The following is a 25962-nucleotide window of genomic DNA, read 5'->3' on the forward strand; positions in this document are numbered from 1 at the left end:
TCCTTCCGGCTGGTAGGCCGACATGTTACTCGCTGGTTCACGAGTCTCGAGTCACATGGCCAGGACGGTTAACGACGATTAACGTAACGCCGGAAACTGAGCGGAGGAGGGAAGCGGTGGAGACCCAGATGGAAGAGACGTACCGAGGCACCGTCTATCCATGGCACTGCGACCACATGGGCCACATGAACGTGATGTGGTACGTCGGCAAGTTCGACGAGGCGACCTGGCATCTCTTCTCCGGCATCGGCATCACGCCCGACTACCTGCGCGACACGGGGCATGGCATGGTGGCCGTCGACCAGCGGATCTCCTACCGCCGGGAGGTTCTGCCGGGGGACGTACTGGTGATCCGTTCCGCACTCCTCGAGGTGCGGAGCAAGGTGATCCGTTTCTGCCATCGGATGGAGAACGCAGCAACGGGAGAAGTGGCCGCCGTCACCGTACTGACCGGCGTCCATCTCGACACCACCACCCGGCGTTCGTGCCCTCTGCCCGAGGAACAACTCGCCCGCGCCAAGGCCAAGGTCACCGACCTCGACCCCGGCCTGTGACCGTGCGTAACGCCTGGGGCGCGAGTTAAGGCCCGGGCTCTGGCGGCGCGGTCGCAGCCAGTCATCTTCGAGAGGATCGCGATGATCTGCTCGTGCCCGATCACGACACCGTAGGTTTCGTTGAGGACCGGATCCAGATCCGGATACGCATACTTCGGAGCGGAGCGGAGTGGAGTCGTGCCGGGCGGCGGTATACATCGCGGGAACGCCGCCGTGCGGGGAGCGCCGGGTGCAAAGCGCGGAGCGTCGGCGAGGGTCGGTCCAGGAGGCTGGTCAACTGTGCCCTGCCCCAGCGCCGGGAGGCGGGCGACACCATCGCCCGTGCCACGCAGTTCATGGAGTTCATGAGGGGGCGATCCTGTCCTGGACCGCCGACGGCGAGACTGTCGGACTGCCGAAGGGCGCTCTGTCGTCACCGATGACACGCCGACATGTATGCCGCCGTCCACGGTGACGTCCCATCAGCGGCGCCCGGCGTCCGGCGCCGGGGGCCGCGAACCCCGGAGGCACTGGATGTCGTGGTGCTGATGTTGGAGATCTCATCCCCACGGGCCGGGCGGCATACCTGCTCCGGGAAGCATTCGACTAGCCGTACGAGCGGATCGTGGAGATCATCGGCCAGACCAACGCCGATGCCCGCCAGCTGGTGGGCCGGGCGCGGAAGCACCTGGACGCGGAGAAACGGGCAAGCGTCGCGGATGCGGACCAGCAGAGGTGTGTCGGCCCTTCCAGCGTGACGACCAGCCGCATCAATTCCCCTGTCTCATCCGGCAGAGCACTCAGCTGGGTCCGATCCTGCGGTTGCCACTCTCAAGGCCGGGGCCGCACATGCCAGTTGGGGCTGCAGTGCTACGGCTCCAGTGGACGTGACCCCCTCCCGCGGTGCCTCCAGGCCTGCATGACCGGACTGTGTCGACGCTGGCACACCCCCCGCCGAGTGGCCCCCGTGTCCCCACCGTTGCGGGGAGCCCACCAGCTTTGAGCGCCCCGCCCTGCGATGTCCGCTACAGCCTCTCGCAGGGACGGGGCCGCCCGCCCCGTTGCTCTCGGTTGGGCGGGCCGCGGGCGGCTGTCCCCTGACGCCCGCCTTCCGAAAGTAAAACGAACGATTATTTTTTGCAAGCGAGAGCGCTGCCGTGCCGTCGGCGTCGGGGTGCCCGGTCGACCCGCGTCGGTCAGAGAGCCGTCCTGACGATCGCGATGCGCATGGCTGCTCGGGCGGCGTCCTACCGTGGCCGCGTTCGGCCGCAAGGCGAGCAGGCCAGGCATGTTCAGGGCGTCGGTGGTGCCGGGCACTGGCTTCGGCCAGGGCGGGGCGAGTCGGTGGATGCGGCCGAGCGGAACGGCGGGCAGGGCGTCTACGGCGGAGGGCACGGGGGTGTCGGCAGGGGGCTCCCTGCCTCCTGGTGGGCGCACGTGACGCCGGTGGGCTCGGCCCCCGGTCGGTGTCACCCTGCACGAGATGCCCTCCGTGACTTTGAGTTACCGTGGCGTTGAAATACAAGAAAAACGAATGTTCGTCTTGGCCTATTCTCGCCGAGGCCTGCAGGATGGGGGATGAAAAAAGAACGATCATTCCGGGAGGAGGGTGGTGGCATGAGCACGGCGCAGGTCGGGGGACTGGCGGTGTCCCCGCCTCAGGGGCCGCAGAGTGCCATCGGGACGCCAACGGTGCCTGCGGCTGCCGGGTCCGCACCGACCGGCACCGTTGCGTTCGTGCTGCAAGGTGGCGGCAGCCTTTGTGCGCCACAGGTCGGCATGCTGCGGGCGCTGACCCAGGCAGGGATCAGACCGGACCTTGTGGTGGGTTCCTCGGCTGGGGCGTTGAACGGCGCGGCCTTCGCTGCCGACCCAACCATCGGCGGTATCGATCGGTTGGAGGCGCTCTGGATGCGTCTGAAGCGTCGGCACGTGGCACCGCTTTCACTGCGGACCCTGGCCAGAGCCGCGCTGGGCCGGAGCGAGGCGGCGGTCTCAAGCGAAGCGTTGCGGCAAGTGCTGCGGTCGGCTGTCGCTGTCGGTCGACTCGAGGAGGCTGCTGTCTCGATGCACGCCGTGGCGACCGACTTCGAGACTGGTGCGGCGGTCGTCCTCTCCAGCGGGGAGGCCGTCCCGGCCCTGCTCGCCTCGGCAGCCTTCCCGGGCCTGTATGCCCCCGTGCGCATAGGAAAGCACCTGCTCATCGATGGGGGAGTGGCGGCGGACCTGCCTGTCCTACAGGCAGAGGGGCTCGGCGCAACCACTATGTACGTGCTTCCCGCCGCGGTCACGAAACAGGCGGGGCGCCCGGCTCACGCGGCCCTGGTCGCTGCCTCCCGGGCCCTTGTCCAGATCTTGGACGAACGGGAAAGGCGGGACGTCGCGGCGGTCCGCGGATCGGTCCATCGACTGCCCACCGTCACCACTCCCGTGGCCAGCCTCATCGACTTCCGTGACACCCAGCGGCTGGTCCGGGCCGGGCATAGGCTCACCGCGGCCTGGCTGGCCGGGCAGACCGCAACGAGGGAATGAGGACGGCCGATGGCCGACCGTGCCTCTTCCATGCGCCGCCGGATTCAGGGCCTCGCGCCTACGCCGGACGGCGGTACACGTCCTCGATGGTGGGCGGAGTGGCTGCTGGTGGGATTGCTGTACGCCGTCTACGACACCACCCGAGGTCTGCAAGGAGGATGGACTGCCGTTGCGGACCACAACGGCCAGAGCATCCTCCGCTGGGAGCACGCCGTCCACTTCGCTCCGGAGCAGCCCCTCAACCAGGTACTCCACAAGCTTCCGGTCCTGGCTGTTCTTGCCGCGTACTTCTACGCGACCCTGCACTTCGTCGTGACGCCCGCCGTGCTGATCTGGCTCTACCGGATGCACCCGGAGCGCTATCGCGGTGCCCGCTCCTGGCTCGCCATGGCGACCATGAGCGCCCTCATAGGGTTCTGGCTCTTGCCCGCCACGCCGCCCCGGCTGCTTCCCCGTGCGGGAATCCACGGCAGCGTGGCCGACGTCCAGCAGTGGGGCTGGTGGAACGGAGAGACCAGCGCTCCGGACGGGCTCGGCGGACTCGTCAACGAACACGCGGCCATGCCATCACTGCATGTCGGATGGGCGTTGTGGTCTGGCTGGCTCCTCTACCGGCACGCACGGCGAAGGACCCTCAGAATCCTCGGCCTCGCCTATCCCGTTCTCACAACCCTGGACGTCGTCGCAACGAGCAACCACTATCTGGTGGACGCCATTGCGGGCGCCGCACTCATCGTCTTCTTCGGCGCACTGCAGCGCCGCATTCGTATCGTCGGCAGACGTGCCGCAGCCATGCGATGGGGGCCGTCGACCGCTGTCAGCCTCGTCAACGACCCCAGTGCCTCCAGTAGTTGGCTGCACAGCCGGCATCGAGGGCGAGCCGGCTCGTATCTGCCGCTGCACCTCGAAGACGCCTTTTTGGTCAGCGCGGACACTGAGGAGCTGATCGGCGGGTGGGCACGCTTCCGCATAGCCGACCGCGACACATCCGGCCATGGCAGACGGGCATGGCGGCCTCGGGCAGCCCTGAGGCACCAACTGGCAGGGACCAGCGGGGAGCTGCGGCTGGTCCGGAACTACGACGGCGACCAGGGCACCGCCTGGGAAGAGGTCACCGCCATGCTCACGCTCAACGGCGTCACTGACGCCGTCCCTCTTGGCCGGTTGAATGTTGTCGGTCCTCTGCCGTCGATCGCAGACGGCGGAGGCCACGTTGCAGCCGTGCGCGTTGACGTGCCATTTCGTGCGAGCGTATGGGGCCTGGCCCGCACACCGCACACGCGGTGCCACGTGCATCTGCAGGCGCAGGTGCGCGTGCTGCCCCAGTGGCCGGTGCAGTGATGAGCAGCTCGCACCAGACCGAGCCGGGCGACCGCGAACACGACCAGGTTGCGGATTCGAGGGCGGAGGCCCGGGTGGAACAGGTGGACGAGGACGACGGGTGCACATCCCCGTCACGCTCTCGACCACGCGCGGCGGTCACCATGGGCGCCGTCGTGATGTTGCTGTGCGTCGAGCTGGTGTTGGTGGCGCCCTACGCGCATCGTGCGGCAGACCAGCTGTCCCACGCTCAACCCGCCTGGTTTCTGCTGGCTGTCGCCGCGGAGACGGTGTCGATGGCGGCCTTCGCCCGGCTGCAGCGCCTGGCGCTGAGTACAGGCGGGCTGCGAGTGAGACTGAGCGCTGTGGTTTCCGCCGTGTTTGCGGGGAACGCTCTCAGCGCGACTCTGCCCGGCGGCAGCCTGGTATCGATCACCTACCGGACACGGCGTATGCGTACCTGGGGTGCCAGTCTGCCGTTGATCGGCTTCACCCATGCTGTCACCGGTGTTCTGGGCGCGGTCACACTCGTCATGCTTGCTGGATTTGGCAGGACTCTGGCTGGGGACAGTGCCCAGCTTGCAGGGGCAGCCATTGAGGTTTCAGCGGCTTGTGCCGTCACCGTCGCCGCGCTCGCGCTCGTCCAGCGCACCAGTGCGCTGCGCCGGCCGGTGAGCGCCCTGCTTCGTGTGTGGCGGAGACTGCGGAGGGGCAAGGACGGGCAGACGTCGGTCGATGGCCTGCTGGGGGAGCTGGCTGCCGTGCGGCCTCCGGCTCGCTTCTGGGTCCTGGGGCTTGGCGCTGCCCTGATCAACTGGGTCGGCGATCTCGTGTGTGTGCTCGCTGTGTGCCATGCGGTGGGCTCGGCCCCGGCCTCGGACAAGGTGCTGCTCGCCTACGTCGCTGCGATGACGGCCGTGTCGGCTCTGCCTCTGTTGCCCGCGGGACTTGGCCCTCTCGACGCGGCTCTGGTCCTGACTCTGCATCACGGCGGAATGCCGATGGCGGCCGCCACGGCCGCTGATCTTCTCTACCGGACCCTCAACCCAGGACTGATCGGTGTCGCCGGGTGGTCGGTCCTGCTCGTCCAACGACGGAGCCGGTCAGGGCGTGGCCGGATCCGGCCACAGAGCCCGAACCGCGTCGCCGACCCCATCCACGAGCGTGGGGTCGAGCATGGCCACCTGGAGGATGTAGCCGGGTAGCAAGCAGACCAGCGCGCCGGCGATCGACTCGGCAGTCACCCCCCTCGGCAGAGCGCCACTTTCCTGGTGCTCTCGCACGACCTCTGCGAGGTCGGAGCGCATCTGGTTCAGCAGGGTGCTGAACTGTCCGGCCAACGTGGGGTTTCGCAGGGCCTCGGACCAGGCCAGCACTGCCAGCCTTGCGATGTCGTGTTCCGCGGATCGAGCTGAAACGAGGTCGAGGACATCGGCGATGACCGCCCCTACGGAGCCCCTGGGCCGAGTTGTGGCGACGGTGTGGACGAGCGTCAGGACCTCACGCATGTTCTCTTCGGCAATAGCCAGGATCATCTCGTCTTTGCTCGCGAAGTGCCGGTAGACCGCGCCCGCCGAGAGCCCGGACTCTGCGAACAGATCCTGCATCGACGTTGAGTGAAATCCGTCGCGCAGGAAGCATCGTCGGGCTGCGTCCAGAATCTGGGTACGGCGAGCGTCCATGTACTCCTGGGACACCTTCGGCATGGGGGCATCCTCTCCAAAGAAAAACGAATGTTCGTCTTGACCATCTGGCGGCGAGCCTAGCAGACTGGATCCCTGGAGAACGATCATTCGTCTTAGGGAGGCAAGACCGTGAAGACCCCGTTGGCGGGAAACCAGACATGGCGTCGTGTGGCCATCATGGCAGTGGCATTGCCGCTGGTGATCTCACTGGCAGTGATGGCCTATGCGTGGCCTGCGGCGCGCATAGCGCCGCGTAACCTGCCAGTGGGGATCGTGGGCACGAGTACGGCGAGCCAGGGCGCGGTCGAGGGCCTGGCTCACAGCAAGCCGGGCGGCTTTGACTTCCATTTTTACCCCGACGAGGCGTCGGCGCGGTCCGCTATCAGGGAGCGGGACGTTTACGGTGCCTTCGTCGTCACCCCCGGCAGTGTCACCGTGCTGGAGTCCACTGCCGCGAGTCCGACCGTCGCGCAGTTGCTGGGCAATACGGGCCAGCAACTGGCCGCCCATGTGTCCAAGGCGGCCGCGGACCGCACTGCCTCATCTGCCCGGTCCGCTCGGTCCAAGCGAGGTAAGGCCGTCACCAAGAAGCCGGCGCAGATCCGAGCGAGGGTTGTGGATGTCGTTCAGACCTCGGCAGATGACCCCCGGGGCGTGGTCTTCAGCTCGGCGGTTCTGCCGCTGACGATCTGCAGCATCATGATTGCCTTGGTCATTGCGATGTCACTGAGGCTGCGACCTTGGTCGCGTCTCATGGCCTTGATCGTGGTGAGCGGAGCGGCAGCCCTCGGGGTCTACGTGGTTGCCCAGGGCTTTCTCGGTGCGATGCCGCACGATCATCTGGCAACCTGGGCTTCCTTGGCACTCACCATTCTCGCTATCAGCGCCACCACTGCCGGGGTGGTCGCTCTTGTGGGCTCGGCGGGGCTCGGGCTGAGCGCGGCGCTCATGGTCTTTGTCGGCAATCCGTTTTCCGGCAGCACATCCGCACCAGAGCTACTGCCCAAGGCGGTTGATGACATCGGCCAGTGGCTGCCGCCGGGCGCCGGCGCGAGCCTCGTGCGCGGTACGGCCTACTTCAACGGCAATGACAGCGCGGGCCACGTCGCTGTCCTTACCCTGTGGAGCGTGCTGGGCCTGGCAGCCGTCCTGTTCGGTCACCGTGCGTCCCCCGTTGCGAAGGGCCCCGTCGCCAACGAGAGCGCGACGGTGGGTGCGGAGGGTCCGGCGAACGACGTCGCGACGCCCCATGTGCCGCCGTCCCCCGACGAGTCCTCACACTCGTCCTCGTCTGCACGAATCGGGATGCACGCACACTCGCACGCCCGACACGCTGCGGGCACGTGATCCAGCCCTGGGGAGAAGGTGGCGCTAGCCCGGGCGCGCGACAACGGGTCGTCCGCCAACGACTGGGCCAGTGGGGGAGCAGTGCGCCGAAGATCTGTGCGCGTGCGACCTGTCTATCGACCGCCGTGTCGCGGACCAGCGTGGCCGTATGCGCCCTCCCCTGGCGAATGACCTCAGCTCATTCCGGGCGGCGCCGCCTTACGACGGCCATTGTCCGCCTCCGCCTCCGCCTCCGCCTCCGCCGGGCGAACCGTTTCTTCCACTCGCTGCCGCAGCGACTTCTTCCCTGCACCCATCGCAGCAGCCGCGCGAGCCAACTGTGCTTGCACCTGCTCGAACGCTCGCGACCCTGACCGTTTCCGTCGGTGACTTCCGCTCATGCACGTTCAACGCCCCGCTGCGCTATCCGTAACCGCAATACCGCCAGATGGAGTACGCAACTAGGGTTTTAAGCAACGTCATCCCACGATCACCGTGGGACGAACCGACGCCGACTCGGGGCTGAGCCTCCCCGGCGCACTCCACCTGTACGCCGACATCGAGGACGGGCCCGAGCAGCGCAACCTCACTTCCTCTTCCTCACCCCGCAGCGTGCGACCCCTACACCGACCGGGACACCCCCATCCGCAGCTGCGCCGCCCGTCTGCGCGCCCTGGCCGGCACCGATCCCGACGCCCCCGGCCTGGCATCTCTCGTCGGCGAAGCCCTGCTCAGAAGCGCGGTTTTCGCCAAGCCCTGACAACGCTACGAGGTCACCACCCCGACTTCACACGGCGGGCTCCGAGGATGTCACCGTTGCCTTGGAACCCCTAATGAAATGATCTTCAAGGTGGTTGGATCGCTCCGGGACTGATGATCAGGCGTACGGGGTGGCGCGGCCGAAGCCGTGGGAAGTCGATGACGCCATCACCGCAGCCGCACGAGGAAGACGTCCCCCACGCCGTTCGTGTCCCCTGGAACCCAGTCCTTCTTGAAGGACTGGAACGCCGCCACGCGCGCGTGCCTGTCATAGACGGGGAACCGCATGCCGGTGTCGTCGGGCAGGAGCGATCGCGTGTGGCCCGTCCGCATGTCGCGTACGTACTCATGGTCGTCCGTCGCGAGGACGTAGACGCGGCTCGTGCCCAGGAACGCGCCTGCCTCCGTACCCACCGTCGGGTCGCCCGGCGCGTCGACCGTGCGCGTACGGTGCGCGACCAGGTCGCGCAGGTAGCCGCCGGTGTGCCGGGCGCCGCGAACCATCGTGTTCGCAAGGATCGTAGCCGCTTGTCATGATTTCGCGTAGGTGGTGGGGTGATTTGAAGGTGGTGTGGGCGGAATTCGGCCAGCACGCCTGATATACCGTCAGGGCTTGGCCTATGGTGGCCTGATTGGCTCACCCGGCGCCTCGGACAGTGTGCGACCCCTCCCTCGGCATTGACGTGTGCACGACTCCTTATTACGTTGCGGCAGTGCTCCGCATCTGAGTGTTCGAAGTCCCCACGGTGGGCGGCAGGTCGAAGATTTCGAGAGCCGAGACACCGTTGCCCAAGAGCAGTAGGCGACGAATCCTGAAGGGCTTCGGCAGCCTGGGACAACGTTGTCACGCCGCATCGAATCATCGGCCGAGTCGTTTCCCGTGTCCGGCTGGGCACTCCGGCGTTCGCCACCCCCCACGCAGGAGGTACATCGATGTACCCGATTCCGTTCGTCGGCCACCGGCGTCGCAGACGCCCTCCGCGCGGCCTCCGGATCCGCGCCGTCCTGGGGGTCGGCGCCGGTGCCGCTCTCCTGGGCTCGTACGCCTTACCCGCTCCCCTCGCCTGGGCGACACCCTGGACGTCGGAACGGCCGACGCACCTCGTGTCGTCCCCGGCGGATCTGGTCAACCCCTTCATCGGCACGACCAATGACGCCAACGACTTCCCCGGCGCGGACGTCCCCTTCGGCATGGTGCAGTGGGGTCCCGACACCTCGTCCAGGCCGCCCGGCGGCGGCTACGAGTACAAGGACTCCTCGATCTCGGGGTTCAGCCTCACCCACATCGCGGGACCGGGTTGCGGGGCCGCCGGTGACGTGCCGATGCTGCCCACGGTGGGGGCTGTCGACAACGGCGCCACGGACTCCTTCTCGCATGCCAACGAGTCCGCGTCACCCGGATCGTACAAGGTCGCCCTCGACAACAAGGTGACCACCGAACTCACCACCACTACGCGCAGCGGCATGGCGCGTTTCACCTTCCCCGCCTCCCCCCAGGCCAACCTTGTCTTCAAGCTGACCGGAAGCCAGAACGGCGCCTCCGCGACGCAGTTCAACGTCGTCTCCGCCACCGAAGTCAGCGGCCAGGTCACCAGCGGACGGTTCTGCGGCGCCGGAAACACCTACACCGTATTCTTCGACATGCTCTTCGACCGGCCCTTCACCTCCAGCGGCAGCTCGCTCGCCCACCAGGCGAACCGGCCGGCACCGTCCGCCGGACGCGCCGACAAGAACGCTCCCGAGCAGCCGAACAGACCGCAACTGCACGGCGCCATGCCGAAGCCCGTCGATCGCCCGGTGACACCGGACGTCTCGACCGCGGCGAGCGCCGCATCGAATGCGCACGTCACGTTCGACACGACGGCGAACCCGGTCGTTCAGGCCAAGGTCGGCATCTCGTACGTCTCCGTGGCGAACGCGACCGCCAACCGCGGCGCGGAGAACCCCGGATGGAACTTCGACGGCATCCGGACCGCCGCGCACCAGGCCTGGGACACGGCGCTCGACAGGATTCAGATCGCCGGTGGCACTTCGGACCAGCAGAAGATCTTCTACACGGCGCTCTACCACTCGCTGCTGCACCCGAACGTCATCAGCGACACAAACGGGCAGTACTTCGGGTTCGACGGCAAGACGCACACCGTCGACACCGGGCACACCGCCGCCTACGCCAACTACTCGGGCTGGGACATCTACCGATCCCAGGCGCAGCTGGAGGCCCTGATAAGTCCGCAAGTCGCCTCCGACACGGCCCAGTCGATGACCGACGACTACGCCCAGACCGGGATCTTCCCCAAGTGGTCGGAGAACAACGGAGAGTCCTACGTCATGGTCGGTGACCCGGCGGCCGCGATCATCGCCGACTACTACGCCTTCGGCGCCCGCGACTTCGACACGCCCAAGGCGCTGTCGGGCCTGCTGAAACAGGCGAGCACCGCCAACAACGACCGGCCGGGCCTCAACTACCTGAACAGCCCCGGCTACGAGCCCCACGACGGCAGCTACGGCTGCTGCAACTTCTACGGTCCGGCGGCCACCACACTGGAGTACAACACCGCGGACTTCGCCCTCTCCGCCTTCGCCGGAGCCCTGGGCGACAGCCGGAGCCAGCAGACGTACGCCCATCGTGCGCAGGACTGGCGCAACGTGGTGAACCCGGCCTCCGGCTTCGTCCAGCCCCGCAACGCCGACGGCTCCTGGACCGGCGGATTCGATCCCACCAGTGGCACGGACATGGTGGAGGCCGACTCGTGGATCTACTCGGGCATGGTGCCCTTCGACGTCGCCGGACTCGCCACTGCCAGGGGCGGCGACAAGGCGATGAACGACTACCTCGACACCGTGCTGCGCAGCTACACAGGCGCCAACGGTTACGCGTGGGTCGGCAACGAGCCCAGCATCGAACTGCCGTGGGAGTACGACTACATCGGCGAGCCCTACAAGACCCAGGGGACCGTGCGCTCGATCCAGGACCAGATCTGGTCGAACAGCCCCGCCGGCCTCGCAGACGGCAACGACGACCTCGGCGCAATGAGCTCCTGGTATGTGTGGTCGGCGCTCGGCATGTACCCGATGACCCCCGGAACGTCCGACCTCGCCCTCGGCTCACCCCTGTTCCCCCAAGCCGTGATCACGCTGCCCACCGGGAAGACCCTCACGATCAACGGCAACGGCGCGGCGGACGACGCGCCCTACGTGCAGTCCGCGACGTTCAACGACTCCGCATGGAACAACGCCTACGCGCCGACGGCCGCCATCACCTCCGGAGGCACGCTCACCTACACGCTCGGCACCAGCCCGAACAGGAACTGGGCGGCGACCGCCGCTGCCGCCCCGCCCTCCTATCCCGGTGATGCCGGCACACCGTCGAAGCCACGCGTAGGACCCGTCAAGGCAGGCGTGAACTCCGCTCTGTGCATCGACGACGACAACTCCGGCACCGCCGATCACACAGCGATCCGGCTGTGGAGCTGCAACGGCACCTATGCTCAGGACTGGTCGATCGCCTCCGACGGCAGCCTGCGGACCCTCGGCAAGTGCCTCGACGTGTCGAACAGCGGAACCTCCAACGGCACCCTGGTGCAGCTCTACACCTGCAACGGCACGGGCGCCCAGAAGTGGCAGGCAGGCACGGACGGCAGCCTGAAGAACACCAACTCCGGTCTCTGCCTGGACGATCCCAACTCGTCGACGACGGAAGGCACCCGACTGCAGATCTTCATTTGCAACGGCACGTCGGCGCAGAAGTGGTCCCTGCCGCCCGCCTGACCTGACACCTCGGCATCGCAGAGCGTCACCATGGGCTTGTGCCCCGCCCGCTCGCGGGGCACAGGCCTGGGCTCGTCCGGATCGCCGGCGTCACCCTGAGCCCTCCAGTACCGGGGCGGCGAGAGGGGCCGCCCCCGAGCCGGCCGGGGGAGGGGCTCGTCCTACCGTGCGGACTACGGGACCACCTTCTCGATCACGGTACCGCCCTTCCCGACCGCCCGAGGCTGTTCGCCAGGCCCCTTCCCTCGCCTCCTCACGAGCGCACTTCCTCACCACGGAGACAAGCTCACCGAGCAGTTCGACGCCGAGCATCAGAGCGGCCGACCGAAGCGCTCGGTCGTAGGCGTGACCGAGCGCTCCAGCCGACCCAACTGGCCAACGGGAGCGCCCACAAGAGCTATCAGACGGTGCGGTCGCCGGAGGCGGGATATGGCCCCGGCGCCGGTCAGCGGGTGGCGAGGAGCTCGAGCGTGTCGATCACGCGGTTCGAAAAGCCCCACTCGTTGTCGTACCACGCGACCACCTTGACGTGACGGCCGTCGACGCGGGTGAGGGCCGAGTCGAAGATCGACGAGGCCGGATTGCCCGTGATGTCGGACGACACGAGCGGGTCGTCCGAGTACTCGAGGATGCCGGCGAGCGGCCCCGCCGCCGCGGCGCGGTACGCCGCAAGCACATCGTCGCGCGTCACGTCGCGGGTGACAGTCGTGTTGAGTTCGACGATCGAGCCCACCGGAACCGGCACGCGGATCGAGTCGCCCGACAACTTGCCGTCGAGGTTCGGCAGCACGAGGCCGATCGCCTTGGCCGCGCCCGTCGTGGTCGGCACGATGTTGACGGCGGCGGCACGGGCGCGGCGGGCGTCGCGGTGCGGACCGTCCTGCAGGTTCTGCTCCTGCGTGTAGGCGTGCACCGTTGTCATGAAGCCGTGCTCGATGCCGGCGAGGTCGTCGAGCACCGCGGCCAGCGGCGCAAGCGCGTTGGTCGTGCATGAGGCGTTCGAGATGATCGTGTGCACGTCCGGGTCGTAGGCGTCCGTGTTGACCCCGAACGCGAGCGTGACATCGGCACCATCCGACGGTGCACTGACCAGTACCTTCTTCGCGCCGACGGCGAGGTGGGCGCGGGCGGCCTCGGCCGACGTGAAGCGGCCGGTCGCCTCGAGCACGATGTCCACGCCGAGTTCGGCCCACGGCAGCCGCGCCGGTTCACGCTCGGCGAGCACCGTGATGCGACGGCCGCCGACGACAAGGGCGTTCCCGTCGACGGTCACCGGGCGACCGAGCCGGCCGGCCGTCGTGTCGTAGGCGAGCAGCCGCGCAAGGGTGGCGGGCGCCGTGAGGTCGTTGACCGCGATGATCTCCAGGCCGCTGTCGCGTTCCAGCAGTGCACGCAGCACATTGCGTCCGATGCGGCCGAATCCGTTGATGGCGATGCGCGTCATGAATGGTGTCCCTTCGGTTCACCATCAATTTCGCGCGCTGCATCCGCCCGCGACAGCGGCGTGATCGCCACGGTTCAAAAGGATCGCGCCAGGTGGCGGTCGGCTACTCGCCCTGGGCGAAGGTGCGTCGGTACTCGCTGGGCGTCGTACCGAGGATGCGATGGAAGTGCAACCGCAGATTGGCACCGGTGCCCAGACCGACGTCGGCGGCGATCTGCTCCACATGCCGCTCCGAACGCTCGAGCAGCTCACGGGCCAGGTCGATGCGGGCGCGCATGACCCACTGCATCGGCGTGTATCCCGTGTCTTCGACGAAGCGCCGCGAGAAGGTGCGCGGCGACACCGCAGCATGCCGGGCGAGCACCTCGAGGGTGAGGGACTCGCCCAGCCGGTGCAGCGCCCACTCGCGGGTGGCGGCGAACCGCTCACCGAGTGGCTCGGGCACGCTGCGCGGCACGTACTGCGCCTGACCGCCGCTGCGGTAGGGAGCCGCGACCAGGCGCCGGGCCGCGTGGTTCGAAGCGGCCACTCCGAGGTCGCCGCGCAGGATGTGCAGACACAGGTCGATGCCCGATGCTGCGCCGGCCGACGTCAGTACGCTGCCCTCGTCGACGAACAGAACGTTCTCGTCGACCTGGACGAGCGGATGCTTCGCCGCGAGCGCCCGCGTGTAATGCCAGTGCGTCGTGGCGCGCTTGCCGTCGAGCAGGCCTGTGGCGGCGAGCGCGAAGGCGCCCGTCGAGATGGCGGCGAGCCGCGCGCCCCGATCATGGGCGCCCATCAGGGCGTCAACGACGGCTTGCGGCGGGTCGTCACGATCCGGGAACCGGTAGCCAGGGACGAAGACGATGTCGGCCCACGCAAGCGCGTCGAGGCCGTGGGCGACGTAGTACGACAGGCCGTCGCCGCCGGTCACGAGACCGGGTGCCGCCCCGCACACCCGCACCTCGTAAGGCATGCTCGTGCGAGTCGTGAAAACCTGCGCGGGAATTCCGACATCGAGCGGCTTCGCACCCTCGAGCACAAGGACGGCAACGCGATGCAGGCGAGAGACGGGCACGGGAAAGAGGGTACGTGGGGGCGTGACTTCGATACGCCTACCGCGTGGACCGGGCGGACGGCACCGACCGGACCGTCTTCCACGTTGCAGTCCGCCGCCGGGCCCGGTCCTCGCCCCACCTCCAGCCGATCTCAGAGCGGGTCCGCGATCAAGGGAGACCTCTGCCCTTCGCGCTCTGCGGACTGGTGACTCATGCGGCAGCGATCGCCTGGAACCCGGTGAAGGCGCGGGAGCCGCCCGAGATCGGTCTCTCGAGGTGGGCGTGCGGGTCGCCGTCGGCAGGACAGGGGGCGACCCGCACGGCTGGGGCGTCAGGCGTGCTGGTGCGGCGTGACGAGAGGGAATTCGTTGTCGGTGTCGGCAACGATGTTGAAGTAGTTGGTCAGGATGTTCAGGGCGAGATTGCCGACGACCTCGGCGATTTCGGCGTCGGTGACACCGGCCGCCCGGGCGGTCTTGAGTGCGGTCTCGTCCACCGTGCCGCGCCCACGGGCGATGGCGTCGGAGAGGGCGAGCAGGGCGGTTGTGTGCGGGTCGGCGGACTGGGCGTGGCGGGCGCGCTCGATCTCGTCGCTGTCGAGCTTGGTGACGTTCTTGCCCAGGAAGGTGTGGGCGGACAGGCAGTAGGCGCAGCCGTTGTACTCGGCGGTGGCCAGTGCGAGGCGTTCGCGAACGGCGGGGGACAGCACTCCGTCGGCGAGTGCGCCGGACAGGCTCATCCAGCCTTTGAGCAGCGCGGGGCTGTTCGCCATCGCCTTCGCCATGTTCGGAACGGAGCCGACGCTCTTCTTGAGCTCGGCGAGCAGCGTAGCGGCCTCTCCGCTGGCCTCTACGGGGTTGATCTGGGGCAAGGTCGGCATAGCGCACTCCATTTGATCACTCACGCCAGCCACTAATGGTTGGCTGCTTGTTTTAGCGTTAGAAGCATCGCTCCGTGTTCCCCGTCTGTCAAATGGATGGATTACTCGCCACCCATTAGCTCAGCGGTATCGTGGGAGCATGACGACCGAGGGAGTGACCACGAGCGCGCCGCTGATGGGGGAACCGCTGCCCGTCGAACTGATGAACACCATCACCGTCGACCGTGGCCGCACCCACGACGCCCTCGACAGTGACGCCGACGCCGCAGCCTGGCTGTGCGCGGTCGCCGGCCGAGTCGGAACCGAGACCGGGATCAGCGCCGACCAACTCGACGAGGACGCGGTGCGCCCGGTCGCCGGGGCGCTGCGTGCACTGCGTGACTCGCTGCGACGACTTGCGGCGGAGGCGACCAAGGATCCGCGCCCTCCGGCCACGGCGCCGGAACTGGAACTGCAACGGCCGCAGGCGATCAGCGCACTGAACGCTCTCGCTCAGGCATGGCCCGAGCTGGTCTGGCCCGCCCACGGGCAACCGTCACGTGCCTATCGGGGCCCCGGGGCGGCCGCTGACCTTGCCGTCCAGCTCATCGCGCATCAGGCTGTCGAACTCTTCACCGGACCCGACCGCGATCGCCTGCGTCCCTGCCTGGCACCGAACTGTGCGCTCTTCTTCGTCAAGAACCACGCGCGCCGGGAATGGTGCTCTCCGACGTGCGGCAACCGTGTGCGCGTCGCCCGCCACTACCGGCGCCACCACCCAGCCCCGTAGAGCTGGTACCCCACCAGTCGGCGGAAGATGACCTCGGCCTCGTTCTGTTGGTCGGCTTCGGTGGTGCCTGGTGCGGGGAGGCGGCCGAGGGGTGCGCTGGCTCCGGTGCGACCCGATCGCGGTCCTGTGCCATCGGGAGTCAGGTGAGCGCTGCCGCCGCAAGTGCGGCGGTGTCGGCGACGAGGGACTCGTCTGCCGGTGCTGCGGAGTCGTGCTTCGTGGACAGGACCGCCAGCACGACCGGGCCCTGGCCGGGCGGCCATGCGATGCTTACGTCGTTGGTTGTGCCGTAGTCGCCGGTGCCGGTCTTGTCGGCGACCGTCCAGTTTTGGGGCAGCCCGGCGCGGAACCGATTTCCGCTGGTCGTGTTGCCCAGCAGCCACCGGGTCAATCGGTCCCGGTCCACCTCTTCAAGGGCGTTGCCGAGGGTGAGCCGGCTGTAGGTCCGGCCGAGGGCGAGCGGGCTCGAGGTGTCGGTTGTCCTTCCTGGCTCTGCCGAGTTCAGATCGGGCTCCCACCGGTCCAGTCGGGTCACGGTGTCGCCGATCGAACGGCAGAAGCGGGTGACCGCGCGCGGGCCGCCGAGCTCACGCAGCAGTAGGTTCGCCGCCGCGTTGTCGCTGTAGTCGATGGCGGCCGCGCAAAGGTCGTCGACGGTCATGCCGCCTGCGAGGTTGTCCGGCAGCCCCGTGATCGGTGCGTAGCCGGACTCGGTGACGTCCTTGTTCGTGTAACGGATCAGCTTGGCAAGGAACGTGCCGTCACGGTCGAGGTCCCTCAGCACTGCTGCCACGGCGATCGTCTTGAACGTAGAGCACATCGGGAACAACTCCCGCGCCCGGTACCGCAGCGTCCTGCCAGTGGCCAGATCCTGGGCGAAGACCCCCAGCCGTGCGGAATGCGTGCGCTCGAGATCGCGCAACTGTCCGATGCTCTCCTCGCGCCCTGCGCCTTGGGCGAAGGCCCTTCCCCCGGCGGGGAGAACGACGGTGAGAGCCGTCGCGGCGACCCCGGCAAGTACCCCACGCCGGCTCGGGCGTACAACCATCAAAGGTCTTCCTCCACTTGTGCCGTCACCGGTCCTGGCAGTCGTCCACTTCAGGGCATCTGATCCGTCCTTGTCCGCCATCAGGACGCAGCCTCAGACGACTCGGTTCCCATACCGCAGCCCCACCACCGGAGCAGCAGGTCCATCGTGTGCCCGATGCGCTGCCAACGCGACAGCCGCCGGGACGTCACGGAGTGAAAGTGGTGAACTCCTGGGGGGAGAGCACGTTGTCCGGACCCGGCATCGCCACAGTGTGGGGGACGTCGCCCTCGACCGTACCGCCCGCGACCTTCCCTGTCGGCGAGCCGGGCAGCGCCTGATCGGGGTTCTCGACCTCCCACGCCGCGATCCCATGAACCAGCAGGTCGTGGGTGTCGGCATCCATCCGCGACGTGCCGCCCGCGTAGTGGCGGCCGCGGCCCTCACAGCGTCCTCGACCGCCTGCGCGTGGGTGACGGCATCCACGATCACAGCATCTGCATTCGGAGTGGACCGGCGGCGTCTTGAGAGGTACCGGAGCTGGACAACAGTCCGTCCCCTCGGCTTACGCGCATCTGGCTGGAGGGCGACCCCAGCAGACCCGGCGGCACCGGACTTCGGCGTCGCACGGTACAGCGAGGACTTTCTTCCGGTGCCGAGTATCTGTCGGGCGGCGTCCCGGGTGCTCCGGACCGGCCACTGGGGCGACGGACGCGGCGCGCTTACGGGGTGTGCCGCGGCGCGGGCAGCCAGGCGCGGTAGCGGCGCAGTGCCCGTCGCTGCTGGCGCCGCTCGGAGATCAGGGCGTACGCCGGGTGGGTGCCGGGCGCGGGGTTGCTTCCGCGGGCGATGCGGCGCATCTGGTGGCGGACCTGCGCCATGCCGGCGGCCGAGGCGAGGGCCTTGTCGGACCAGGTCACCGGCCGCAGCTGCCGGTCGGCCTCGCGGCCGTGGCGCCAGCGGTCGGGCAGGTCCGGGGTGACGGCGAGGGCCGTACCCATGCCGATGAGCGCCACGCCGCTGTCGAGGACCTTTTCGGCGGTGTCGCGTCGGGTGATGCCACCGGTGAGCATCAGTGGCAGCGGGCTGGTCTTGACCAGGTCCTTCGCCAGGTCCAGGAAGTAGGCCTCGCGAGCTTGGGTACGCGCGTCGGCGGGGCGGCCGGTCATCGCCGGGCTCTCGTAGCTGCCGCCGGAGAGTTCGACCAGGTCGACGCCGAGCGGCTCGAGCATCGCGATCACCTGCCGTGCGTCGTCGGCATCGAATCCGCCGCGCTGGAAGTCGGCGGAGTTGAGCTTCACCGCGACCGCGAAGGACGGTGAGACGGCGGCGCGGACGGCGCGGACGACATCCAGCAGCATCCGGGCCCGGTTCTCCAGCGGTCCGCCCCACTGGTCGGTGCGCTTGTTGACCAGAGGAGAGAGGAACTGCGACAACAGGTAGCCGTGGGCGGCGTGGACCTCCACACCGTCGAACCCCGCCTCCTCGGCGCGGTGGGCCGTGACGGCGTACCGGGTCACGGTGGCGTTGATCTGTTCGGGGGTCATCGCGGTGGGACGGCCGAAGCGGCCGCTGTGCTTTCCCAGATCGACGCCGACCGCGGACGGCCCCCACACGACGCCGGGCATGTCCGCCTGGACCTGGCGGCCGGGGTGGTTGATCTGCATCCATATCGCCCCGCCCCCGGCCTTGCCGGCCTTGGCCCACTCGGTGAACGGCTGGAGCGGTGCGGTTTCGTCGAGCACGACGCCGCCGGGGCCGGTCAGCGCCTCGGCGTGGACCATGACGTTGCCGGTGATCAGCAGTCCGGTGCCGCCACCGGCCCATCGCTGGTACAGAGCCAGCAGCTGACCGTCGGGCAGCTGGCCGTCGCCGGCCATGTTCTCCTCCATGGCCGCCTTGGCGATGCGGTTGCCCAGCACCTGTCCGGAGCGTAGGGACAGTGGCGAGAACAGCTCGCTGGTCATCCGGGTCCCCTCTTTCATCTCGATCGCTTACGATGTATGCGCTGTTTACATTAGACCGGCGATGTTAACGCTGCAAACATGTGGGGTGTGACCTGTGTCGCAAGCGAGTGGCCCGTATCACCATGGCGATCTGCGTGCCGCGTGCCTGCGCGCGGCACGGGAACTGCTCGAGGAGAACGGCAGCGCCGCGCTGTCGCTGCGGGCCGTCGCCCGGCGGGCCGGCGTGTCGCCCACGGCCCCCTATCGCCACTACGCGGACCGCGACGCCCTCGTCTCCTCGGTCGCCGCACAGGGCTACCGTGAACTCGCCGAGCACCTGGCCGCTGCTCATCCCTCGCCCGTGACTCCCGATGAACTCGCCGCGGTCGCCGTCGCCTACGTGCGCTTCGCGCTCGAGCACCCGGCGTTGTTCCGGGTGATGTTCGCGGAGCCCTGCGATCCGACCAGTGAGGAACGGGTGGCCGCGACCGTCGCCATCACGGAATACGTCCGCGGAATCGTCCGCGCGGCCTTTCCCGGCGCCGATACGGACGCACTGTCGACCACCGTGTGGGCCCTCGTCCACGGCCTGGCATTCCTGCACCTGGACGGCAAGCTCGACGCCTCCACCCCCGAGGTCGTCGCCGACCAGGTCCGCGCCGCCGTCCAGGCGCTGTTCACCGCTTCCTCGGCGATCTCACAGACGGCGGCCGGACCGTCCGAGCGGGGGACGGCGTAGGGGCTGTGTTCTCGTCGTACGACAGTGAGTGCTGGGGGATGCGGCGAGCATCCATGCGAAGGGGAGTCTGTGTCCGCGAGAACGTACGGCACAGCGGCGATACGCTCGTCGCCCGGCCGGGGACGGCTCTTCCCCGGCAGTTGCGGCCCTCGCCGTCGGCGAAGCCCCTGGTCGGAACTCACGGTTCGTCGCCACGGGCAGGCTCCGCAGGAGCGTGGCGGCGTGCGAGGCGGCGAGACGGAGTGACGCGGCCGCCTTGTAGCGGGCGGTCGGTGAGAGCCTGACGATGCCGGCGCGCACCACCACGGCTGGGGTGTGAGCGTCCCCGGAAGATATTGGTGGGCTTCTGCCTGCGCCCGGTTGTCCTGCCTTGTCCTGTGCAGGCCGCAGAGGTCCGGGCAGGCCCTGGAGGGAGTGGGGGAGAGGGGGGAGGGGGAGAGGGGCTGGTCGACGTCGGACCGGGCGGCGTCGCGCGGAATCGGCACCGCCCGCCGCCGTGGCCACACCAGCCACAGCACGAGATCATTCCACTCGGGATTGACGCCACAGACGAGCAGGTGGGCTCTCGACTCGACTGGCGCCTTGCACGATGGCGGCCACTCCGGGGCGCGTGGCAGAAGAACCGCACGCTGTCGCAAGACCTGCGCGTGGACGCCTCAAGAGCACTCGGGGCAGGTGACGGCGGGGCCGCGCTTTGTGGACCACGTAGGTGACGGTTCTAAGGATCCCCAAGTGATGGTCAGCAGGCGATGTTGCCGGGGAAGATGGTCGCCATGACGGATGAAGGCTTCTCCATCGACCCCACCAAGCCCAGCATCGCCCGCGTCTACGACTACCTCCTCGGCGGCAAGGACAACTACGCCGTGGACCGGGAGATCGGCGACGTATTCAGACGTGACCTACCGGGTTCGGTAGCGATCGCCTTCGCCAACCGTGCAGTCCTGACCCGGGCTGTTCGGGAAATCGCGACGACCACCGACGTAAGGCAGTTCATCGACCTGGGTAGTGGTCTTCCGACCGCCGACAATGTCCACCAGGTCGCGCAACGGCACGCTCCGGAGTCGCGGGTCGTGTACGTCGACATCGATCCCCAAGTCCTGGTCCACGGTCGTGCACTGTTGGAGGAGAACGACCGGACCAGAGTCGTTCCGGCCGATGTGCGCAACCCCGAAAGCGTTCGTACCCACCCGGACACCCTGGAACTGATCGATTTCGATCGCCCCGTCGCCGTCATGTTCAGCGCCATCCTTCACCACGTCAACGATGAGGAAGACCCGGCTGGAATCGTCCGCTTCTGGCGCGACCACGTGCCCGCCGGGAGCTACTTCTTCGTCAGCCACTTCCGTTCCGGCAACAACCCGGAGACAGCGGAGGCCGAGGGAGTCCTCCAGCAGACTTTCGGCCGCGGCCGGTGGCGCACCGACGAGGAGATCGAATCCCTGCTGGATGGCATGGAGATCCTCGACCCTGGGATCGTCCCCGCGTCCCGGTGGCGTCCTGACACGGTCGACAGCAGCGGCGAACGGGAGCTCACCGTGTGGGAGCATCTCATCGCCGCCGGTCTGGCCCGGAAGGCCTAGGTGTATTGACCTGTGAGTTTGGGGACGCGGCTGGCTGAGGTGTGGCCGCTGGTCCGGAGCGGTGTTGCAGGTAGGCCTGTCCGACGCCGTTGCGGCAGTCCTTGTTCGGACCGCCGGCCGCGCGGCCGAGGACCTCGTGGCCGCCGCTGCCGGGGATGCGGCCGAGCTTCTTGACGTCGATGTGGACCAACTCGCCGGGCCTGGCGCGCTCGTAGCGGCAGACGGGTTTCTTCGGTGGCCCGGTCCAGCGAGGCGAGAGCGGGCAGACCGCAAGGGTGCGCAATGCGGTGGGCGGTGGATGCGGCGATGCCGGGACGGGCCGCGAGCCTGAGCGGTGCTCGCGTCGCGGTTGCACGACCTGCTCCTCGGAGGCGCCCAGGGCGCGGCGCGCCTGGTGATGGGGGCGGCTGGAGCAGTGGTGCATACCCTCGGCCGCCAGCTGCCGTCAGCGGCTCGCCCAGCGGGCGGCGGTGGTGTGGCTGACCTGGAAGCGTTCCGCGGCTCGCCGCAGGGGCCAGCCGTCGTCCACGGCACAGTGGGCCAGACGCGGTCTGCCGGTCGGGGTCAGTGGGGCATTGCGGGGGGACACGAGGGCCACCTGCGGTCGGGGGTGGATATCGCGATCCACACCGAACGGCGGCGTTCTTCGCAGCGCTCGACTCCCGGACCGTGTGGACCGGCGACCAGTCGTGGCTGAGCGGCACGGATCACACGGCATCCTGACCGGCAGCCGACATACGCATCGGGGGACGCGGCCTGGCGCTGGTTCCGGCACTCTTCGCCCGCGGCTTCCGGACTGTGATCGACCCGTCGCGCCCACCGATCCCCGTCAATCCGGCCCGCCGGCGCGCCTCCCTCTCCGAGGCGCCGCCGCCGATCACCGACCGCGCACTGCCACGAGTCCTCGGCCGCCCCCGCGCCCGCTTGCCCGGCCTCCTGGCCGAACCCGCCTCCACCACCGAACTCCCGGGTACGCACCCTTCTGCGCCCCTCCTGTGACGTGCCCCATTGCGGTGGCCGGGCCGATGTGACCACCCTCTCCCTCGAACGAATCTCCGAAGAACTGTTATCGGGGGCTCCCCGGGCGGTCTCCCAAGTAGCGGACAGCACCGTTCGGCATCGAGGACAGGGAAGCGATTGATGAGTACACAGCACACGGTGGAGACAGCGGCGTTGGTGACCGCTGCCCGTGGAGGCGACCTGCAGGCCCAGGACGACCTGGTCAGCGCGTACCTCCCGCTCGTCTACAACATCGTGGGGCGTGCTTTGGACGGCTCGGTCGATGTCGACGACGTGGTGCAGGAGACCATGCTCCGTGCCCTGGACGCGCTGGGCGGTCTGCGCACGCCCGAGAGCTTCCGCTCCTGGCTCGTGGCGATCGCGATGAACCAGGTCCGCGCGCACTGGCAGGACCGGCAGTTCGCGCCGGGCGCCGTCGAGGAGGCCGAGGATCTCGCGGATCCGGGCGCGGACTTCGTCGATCTGACGCTGGTACAGCTGCAGTTGTCCGGTCAGCGTCGGGAGACGGCGCTCGCCACCCGCTGGCTGGAGCCGGACGACCGGGGGCTGCTGTCGCTCTGGTGGCTGGAGTGCGCCGGCGCACTGACCCGTGGCGAGGTCGCGGCGGCCCTTGAGCTGTCGCCGCAGCACACCGCGGTACGAGTGCAGCGGATGAAGGCACAACTGGAGGCGGCCCGTGTGGTGGTCCGGGCGCTCGACGCCCAGCCGCCGTGCGAGGAACTGCGGGGCGTGCTGGCTTCCTGGGACGGTCGGCCCTCGGCGCTGTGGCGCAAGCGCATAGCCCGGCACGCCCGCGGCTGTGCACGCTGCTCCGGTCTGTGGAGCGGGCTGATGCCCGCCGAGGGGCTGCTGGCCGGACTGGCGCTGGTCGCGGTGTCGACCACGCTGCTCGCACAGTTGGGACAGGGCGCGGGCAGGATGGCGGTGGCCGGTTCCGCGTACCGGCCGGACCCGTCCGCGGCTCTTGCCGAGGCGGGGGCCGCGACCGGGCACGGGACTCCGCAGCGCCCCACGGCCTCCCGGACCGAGGCCCGCAGACGTCGGCGGTTCCGGCGCAGGGCCGTCGGCGGCGCTGTCGTCGCGGCCTGCGTCGCGGGCAGCGGCATCTGGTACTTCGGTACGGACTCCGGCACGGGGCACGAAGGAGCGACCGCCGCGCAGACCGCCGACGAGTCCGTCGTCGACCTCTCCGCCCCGGGCGCCGTCCAGACCTCGCCGTCGGCCTCGGCCACCGCGACACCGTCGGCGTCGCCGTCGAAGAAGGCGAGCGGCGGCAAGAAGACCCCTCGCCCCGCGAAGAAGAGCGCGTCGGCTCCCGCATCCGCGACTCGGCCCCCGCAGCCCGCGCCCACCGCACCGCAGGCGCAGGCGACTCCCAGGGACACCGCGGCGCAGGTGGTCGCGCTGGTCAACAAGGAGCGGGCGGCCGCCGGCTGCGGGCCGCTCACGGAGAACGGGCAACTGGGGCAGGCCGCCCAGGCCCACTCCGACGACATGGCCGCCCGGAACTTCTTCGCGCACACCAACCCGGACGGCGCGGACCCCGGACAGCGCATCAGCGCCGCCGGATACCGCTGGTCCACGTACGGGGAGAACATAGCCGAGGGCCAGCAGACGCCGGAGGCCGTGATGAACTCCTGGATGAACAGTCCCGGCCACCGGGCCAACATCCTCAACTGCTCGTTCAAGGAGATCGGCGTGGGCGTGCACCGAGGGTCCGGTGGCCCCTGGTGGACACAGGACTTCGGTGCCAAACTCTGATCCCCGCCCCCTCCGGAAGCGGAACCGACCGAGCGGAACTCGGCACCTCAGGCTCTCAGCACGCGCCCTCGTCCTGCCAGGGGCCCCATTCGGTGGCGGCGGGCTGCTCGTTCTGGGTCCACCACTTGGCCTTCCAGTTGTGGTTGTTGAAGGACACCTCGTTCCCGGCGGTGTAGACCGCGGTCGAGCTCCAGGCGGCCTTGCACGTGGTGTTCGGGGGAGTCGGCGAGGGTGTCGGGGTGGGGGTGCCGGTGGGCGGGGTGGCTCCGGCGAACTTCACCGAGTACTTGGCGAAGTCCCAGGCGTTCTGCGCGACGCTGGAGCAGGTGCCTGACGTGCGGCCGCCGTTGTCGGGAGGGTTGCACTGGCGGTCCCGGTTGAGGGACCAGAAGGTGAAACGGTCCATGTTGTGGCTGGTGGCGTAGTCCAGCACGGTCTGGAAGTCCGCCTGCGTGAAGATCTCCCCGGTGTCGCTGCGCCCGTTCATCCCCGAGAATCCCTCGTGGGCGTAGGCGGTGGCCTGGTCCCAGCCGAAGGTGGACTGCAGGATCTGGTTGAAGTTGGTCAGTGCGCTCGTCTGGGAGGCGGCGCCGTTGAATCCGCCGTCGAACGGCATGATCGAGAAGTTGTTCGGGGTGAACGCCTGCGACTTGGCTTCCAGGAGCATCTGCTTGCCGAACCATCCCGTGCCGTCGGCCGTGCCGGCCGTGGTGACGGAGACGTAGAGGCCGGGGTTGTTCTGCTGGAGGATCTTGGCCGCGCCGATCTCGTTCTTGATGGCCGCCGCGTTCTCGTACTCCGGCTCCTCCAGATCGAAGTCGATGGCGTGCAGCCCGTACTTGGTGATGACCTGCTGGTACGCCGCCGCCGTGGCCGTTGCGTCCGAGCAGGTCTGGCCGAGCTTGGTGCCGCCGTATCCGCCGATGGAGACGGAGACGTCGCCGCCCTTGGCGCGGATGTTGCTGATGACGGACTGGACGGCGGTGTCCGAGGAGACCGCCGCGGTGCCGCCCCAGGTGGGGGAGCAGCCGCCACCGTTGGGGGCGAGGACGAAGGCGAGTTGGAAGGCCTTGAGGCCGGTTGCATCCATGATGGTGCCCGCATCAGGCGGGTCGTTGTCCAGCGGCATCAGATAGGGGGCTGCGGCGTACCAGCGGTTGCTCAGGGCGCTCGTCGCGCCCGAGGCGTTGCCCGCGACCAGCGCGGTCGTACCGGCCGCGGCGAGGCCGACGACGGCGACCGCGCCCAGACATGCACGAAGACGTCTCACTGTGTGCCTCCGGTGGGGGTGGTGGGGAGTCGTCTCAGCTTGAGTGAGTTGTTGTAGCCACGTCAATAGATTGGCCTAGACCAAGTGACGCTTTGGACTAGACCACGCAAAGGCTTTACTCGAGCCCCGGCGTGGGCGCGTGTTCGGGCTGGGCCAAGAGGCCAAGCATTGCCCGACGCCGATGGAAGCCGCCGAACGAAGAGTGAAGATCACCCCTTCCGCTGCGGCCAGGATCTCCCCGTGGTACGCGGCGGACACCCCTGCGGGCGGACCGCCCCCGCTCGGCTCCGGGCCAGGAGCGCCTGAGCAGCAGACGCTCGACTTCCGCGCGAACGGCCCACTGGCCTGCCTCCACCGCGCTGAGCAGATTCGGGTCGGCGGCCGCAGCGCCACGAGATGCGCGGCATCTGGAACTGCACCATCGATCCCGCGCCTCTGAGCGATGAAGCACGCGGAGCCGAACCGGGCCATGCGGGACCCACGCCCAGCGATCGGACAGCGATCCTGCAACTGCCGGAGGATGCACGGCTGATCAGCATGAGCGCGGCCGATCTCGACGGGCC

General features: G+C 68.7%; 18 protein-coding genes and 4 pseudogenes. 11 read left to right on the forward strand and 11 right to left on the reverse strand.

The features are described from left to right. Window positions 1-116: 116 nt before the first annotated feature. Window positions 117-554 carry an acyl-CoA thioesterase gene (locus ACFY2Z_RS17770; protein WP_390745071.1) on the forward strand — a complete coding sequence of 146 codons (438 nt, stop codon included), beginning with the start codon at window positions 117-119 and terminating at the stop codon, window positions 552-554. Window positions 555-652: 98 nt separating this feature from the next. On the opposite strand, the pseudogene ACFY2Z_RS17775 reads toward ACFY2Z_RS17770, so the two are convergent. Then, window positions 653-1003 (reverse strand): annotated as a pseudogene (locus tag ACFY2Z_RS17775) (hypothetical protein); the annotation flags it as partial. A gap of 1147 nt (window positions 1004-2150) precedes the next feature. Here ACFY2Z_RS17775 and ACFY2Z_RS17780 point away from each other — a divergent pair. Genes ACFY2Z_RS17780 through ACFY2Z_RS17790 form a run of 3 tightly spaced genes read left to right on the forward strand, consistent with a single transcriptional unit; the run spans window position 2151 to window position 5590 of the window. After that, window positions 2151-3065, forward strand: coding sequence for a patatin-like phospholipase family protein (locus tag ACFY2Z_RS17780; protein WP_390745072.1), 915 nt, complete (start codon window positions 2151-2153; stop codon window positions 3063-3065). A 9-nt stretch (window positions 3066-3074) separates the two neighbouring features. After that, complete coding sequence (locus tag ACFY2Z_RS17785; RefSeq protein WP_390745073.1) at window positions 3075-4406, forward strand: phosphatase PAP2 family protein; 1332 nt, start codon at window positions 3075-3077, stop codon at window positions 4404-4406. Next, the gene (locus tag ACFY2Z_RS17790; protein WP_390745074.1) at window positions 4406-5590 is read left to right on the forward strand and encodes a YbhN family protein; all 1185 of its coding nucleotides are present in this window, start codon (window positions 4406-4408) and stop codon (window positions 5588-5590) included. Before ACFY2Z_RS17785 ends, ACFY2Z_RS17790 begins: the two co-directional genes overlap by 1 nt. On the opposite strand, the gene ACFY2Z_RS17795 is transcribed toward ACFY2Z_RS17790, so the two are convergent. Continuing rightward, on the reverse strand, window positions 5489-6091 hold the full coding sequence (locus tag ACFY2Z_RS17795) for a TetR/AcrR family transcriptional regulator (protein ID WP_390745075.1): 603 nt from the start codon (window positions 6089-6091) through the stop codon (window positions 5489-5491). The genes ACFY2Z_RS17790 and ACFY2Z_RS17795 overlap by 102 nt on opposite strands. A 108-nt stretch (window positions 6092-6199) precedes the next feature. Between ACFY2Z_RS17795 and ACFY2Z_RS17800 the strand changes: the two genes are divergently transcribed. Together ACFY2Z_RS17800 and ACFY2Z_RS17805 are read left to right on the forward strand one after the other, a co-directional pair. Then, entirely contained in the window at window positions 6200-7417 is a 1218-nt protein-coding gene (locus ACFY2Z_RS17800) for an ABC transporter permease (protein ID WP_390745076.1), read from the forward strand. A gap of 610 nt (window positions 7418-8027) precedes the next feature. Next, window positions 8028-8156, forward strand: a pseudogene (locus tag ACFY2Z_RS17805) (transcriptional regulator); the annotation flags it as partial. Window positions 8157-8323: 167 nt separating this feature from the next. On the opposite strand, the gene ACFY2Z_RS17810 reads toward ACFY2Z_RS17805, so the two are convergent. Then, the gene (locus ACFY2Z_RS17810) at window positions 8324-8659 is read right to left on the reverse strand and encodes a hypothetical protein (protein ID WP_390745077.1); all 336 of its coding nucleotides are present in this window, start codon (window positions 8657-8659) and stop codon (window positions 8324-8326) included. A 429-nt stretch (window positions 8660-9088) separates the two neighbouring features. On the opposite strand from ACFY2Z_RS17810, the gene ACFY2Z_RS17815 reads away from it, so the two are divergent. Beyond that, window positions 9089-11923 (forward strand): lectin, encoded by a 2835-nt coding sequence (locus ACFY2Z_RS17815; protein ID WP_390745078.1) that lies wholly within the window; start codon window positions 9089-9091, stop codon window positions 11921-11923. 445 nt (window positions 11924-12368) lie between these two features. Here the strand turns inward: ACFY2Z_RS17815 and gap are convergent, their stop codons facing one another. From gap to ACFY2Z_RS17830, 3 genes are all read right to left on the reverse strand, one after another. Continuing rightward, on the reverse strand, window positions 12369-13367 hold the full coding sequence (gene gap, locus ACFY2Z_RS17820; protein ID WP_390745079.1) for a type I glyceraldehyde-3-phosphate dehydrogenase: 999 nt from the start codon (window positions 13365-13367) through the stop codon (window positions 12369-12371). A gap of 103 nt (window positions 13368-13470) precedes the next feature. After that, a complete protein-coding gene (locus ACFY2Z_RS17825; RefSeq protein WP_390745080.1) occupies window positions 13471-14427 on the reverse strand; it encodes a GlxA family transcriptional regulator in 957 nt (318 codons plus the stop codon). Between the two features lie 311 nt (window positions 14428-14738). Continuing rightward, window positions 14739-15287, reverse strand: coding sequence for a carboxymuconolactone decarboxylase family protein (locus ACFY2Z_RS17830; protein ID WP_390745081.1), 549 nt, complete (start codon window positions 15285-15287; stop codon window positions 14739-14741). A gap of 139 nt (window positions 15288-15426) precedes the next feature. Here ACFY2Z_RS17830 and ACFY2Z_RS17835 point away from each other — a divergent pair, with 139 nt between their 5' ends. Then, a complete protein-coding gene (locus tag ACFY2Z_RS17835) occupies window positions 15427-16056 on the forward strand; it encodes a CGNR zinc finger domain-containing protein (RefSeq protein WP_390745082.1) in 630 nt (209 codons plus the stop codon). Window positions 16057-16195: 139 nt separating this feature from the next. Here the strand turns inward: ACFY2Z_RS17835 and bla are convergent, their stop codons facing one another. The 3 genes and pseudogenes from bla to ACFY2Z_RS17850 all read right to left on the reverse strand — a co-directional run bounded on the left by bla (window position 16196) and on the right by ACFY2Z_RS17850 (window position 19050). Beyond that, window positions 16196-17104 carry a class A beta-lactamase gene (gene bla / locus ACFY2Z_RS17840; RefSeq protein ID WP_390745083.1) on the reverse strand — a complete coding sequence of 303 codons (909 nt, stop codon included), beginning with the start codon at window positions 17102-17104 and terminating at the stop codon, window positions 16196-16198. 193 nt (window positions 17105-17297) lie between these two features. Further along, window positions 17298-17575 (reverse strand): annotated as a pseudogene (locus ACFY2Z_RS17845) (NAD-dependent DNA ligase LigA); the annotation flags it as partial. 230 nt (window positions 17576-17805) lie between these two features. Next, entirely contained in the window at window positions 17806-19050 is a 1245-nt protein-coding gene (locus tag ACFY2Z_RS17850; protein WP_390745084.1) for an NADH:flavin oxidoreductase/NADH oxidase family protein, read from the reverse strand. 94 nt (window positions 19051-19144) lie between these two features. Here ACFY2Z_RS17850 and ACFY2Z_RS17855 point away from each other — a divergent pair, with 94 nt between their 5' ends. Further along, window positions 19145-19768, forward strand: coding sequence for a TetR/AcrR family transcriptional regulator (locus ACFY2Z_RS17855; RefSeq protein ID WP_390745085.1), 624 nt, complete (start codon window positions 19145-19147; stop codon window positions 19766-19768). 764 nt (window positions 19769-20532) lie between these two features. Next, window positions 20533-21348 carry an SAM-dependent methyltransferase gene (locus ACFY2Z_RS17860; RefSeq protein WP_390745086.1) on the forward strand — a complete coding sequence of 272 codons (816 nt, stop codon included), beginning with the start codon at window positions 20533-20535 and terminating at the stop codon, window positions 21346-21348. Window positions 21349-21415: 67 nt separating this feature from the next. On the opposite strand, the pseudogene ACFY2Z_RS17865 reads toward ACFY2Z_RS17860, so the two are convergent. Further along, a pseudogene (locus ACFY2Z_RS17865) lies at window positions 21416-21937 on the reverse strand (leucine zipper domain-containing protein); the annotation flags it as partial. 551 nt (window positions 21938-22488) lie between these two features. Between ACFY2Z_RS17865 and ACFY2Z_RS17870 the strand changes: the two are divergent. Then, window positions 22489-24129 carry a sigma-70 family RNA polymerase sigma factor gene (locus ACFY2Z_RS17870; protein ID WP_390745087.1) on the forward strand — a complete coding sequence of 547 codons (1641 nt, stop codon included), beginning with the start codon at window positions 22489-22491 and terminating at the stop codon, window positions 24127-24129. Window positions 24130-24184: 55 nt separating this feature from the next. Here the strand turns inward: ACFY2Z_RS17870 and ACFY2Z_RS17875 are convergent, their stop codons facing one another. After that, on the reverse strand, window positions 24185-25399 hold the full coding sequence (locus ACFY2Z_RS17875) for a carbohydrate-binding protein (protein ID WP_390745088.1): 1215 nt from the start codon (window positions 25397-25399) through the stop codon (window positions 24185-24187). Between the last annotated feature and the right edge of the window lie 563 nt (window positions 25400-25962).

Source organism: Streptomyces sp. NPDC001222 (assembly GCF_042896945.1).
In the GTDB taxonomy this organism is placed as follows: Bacteria; Actinomycetota; Actinomycetes; order Streptomycetales; family Streptomycetaceae; genus Streptomyces; species Streptomyces gibsoniae.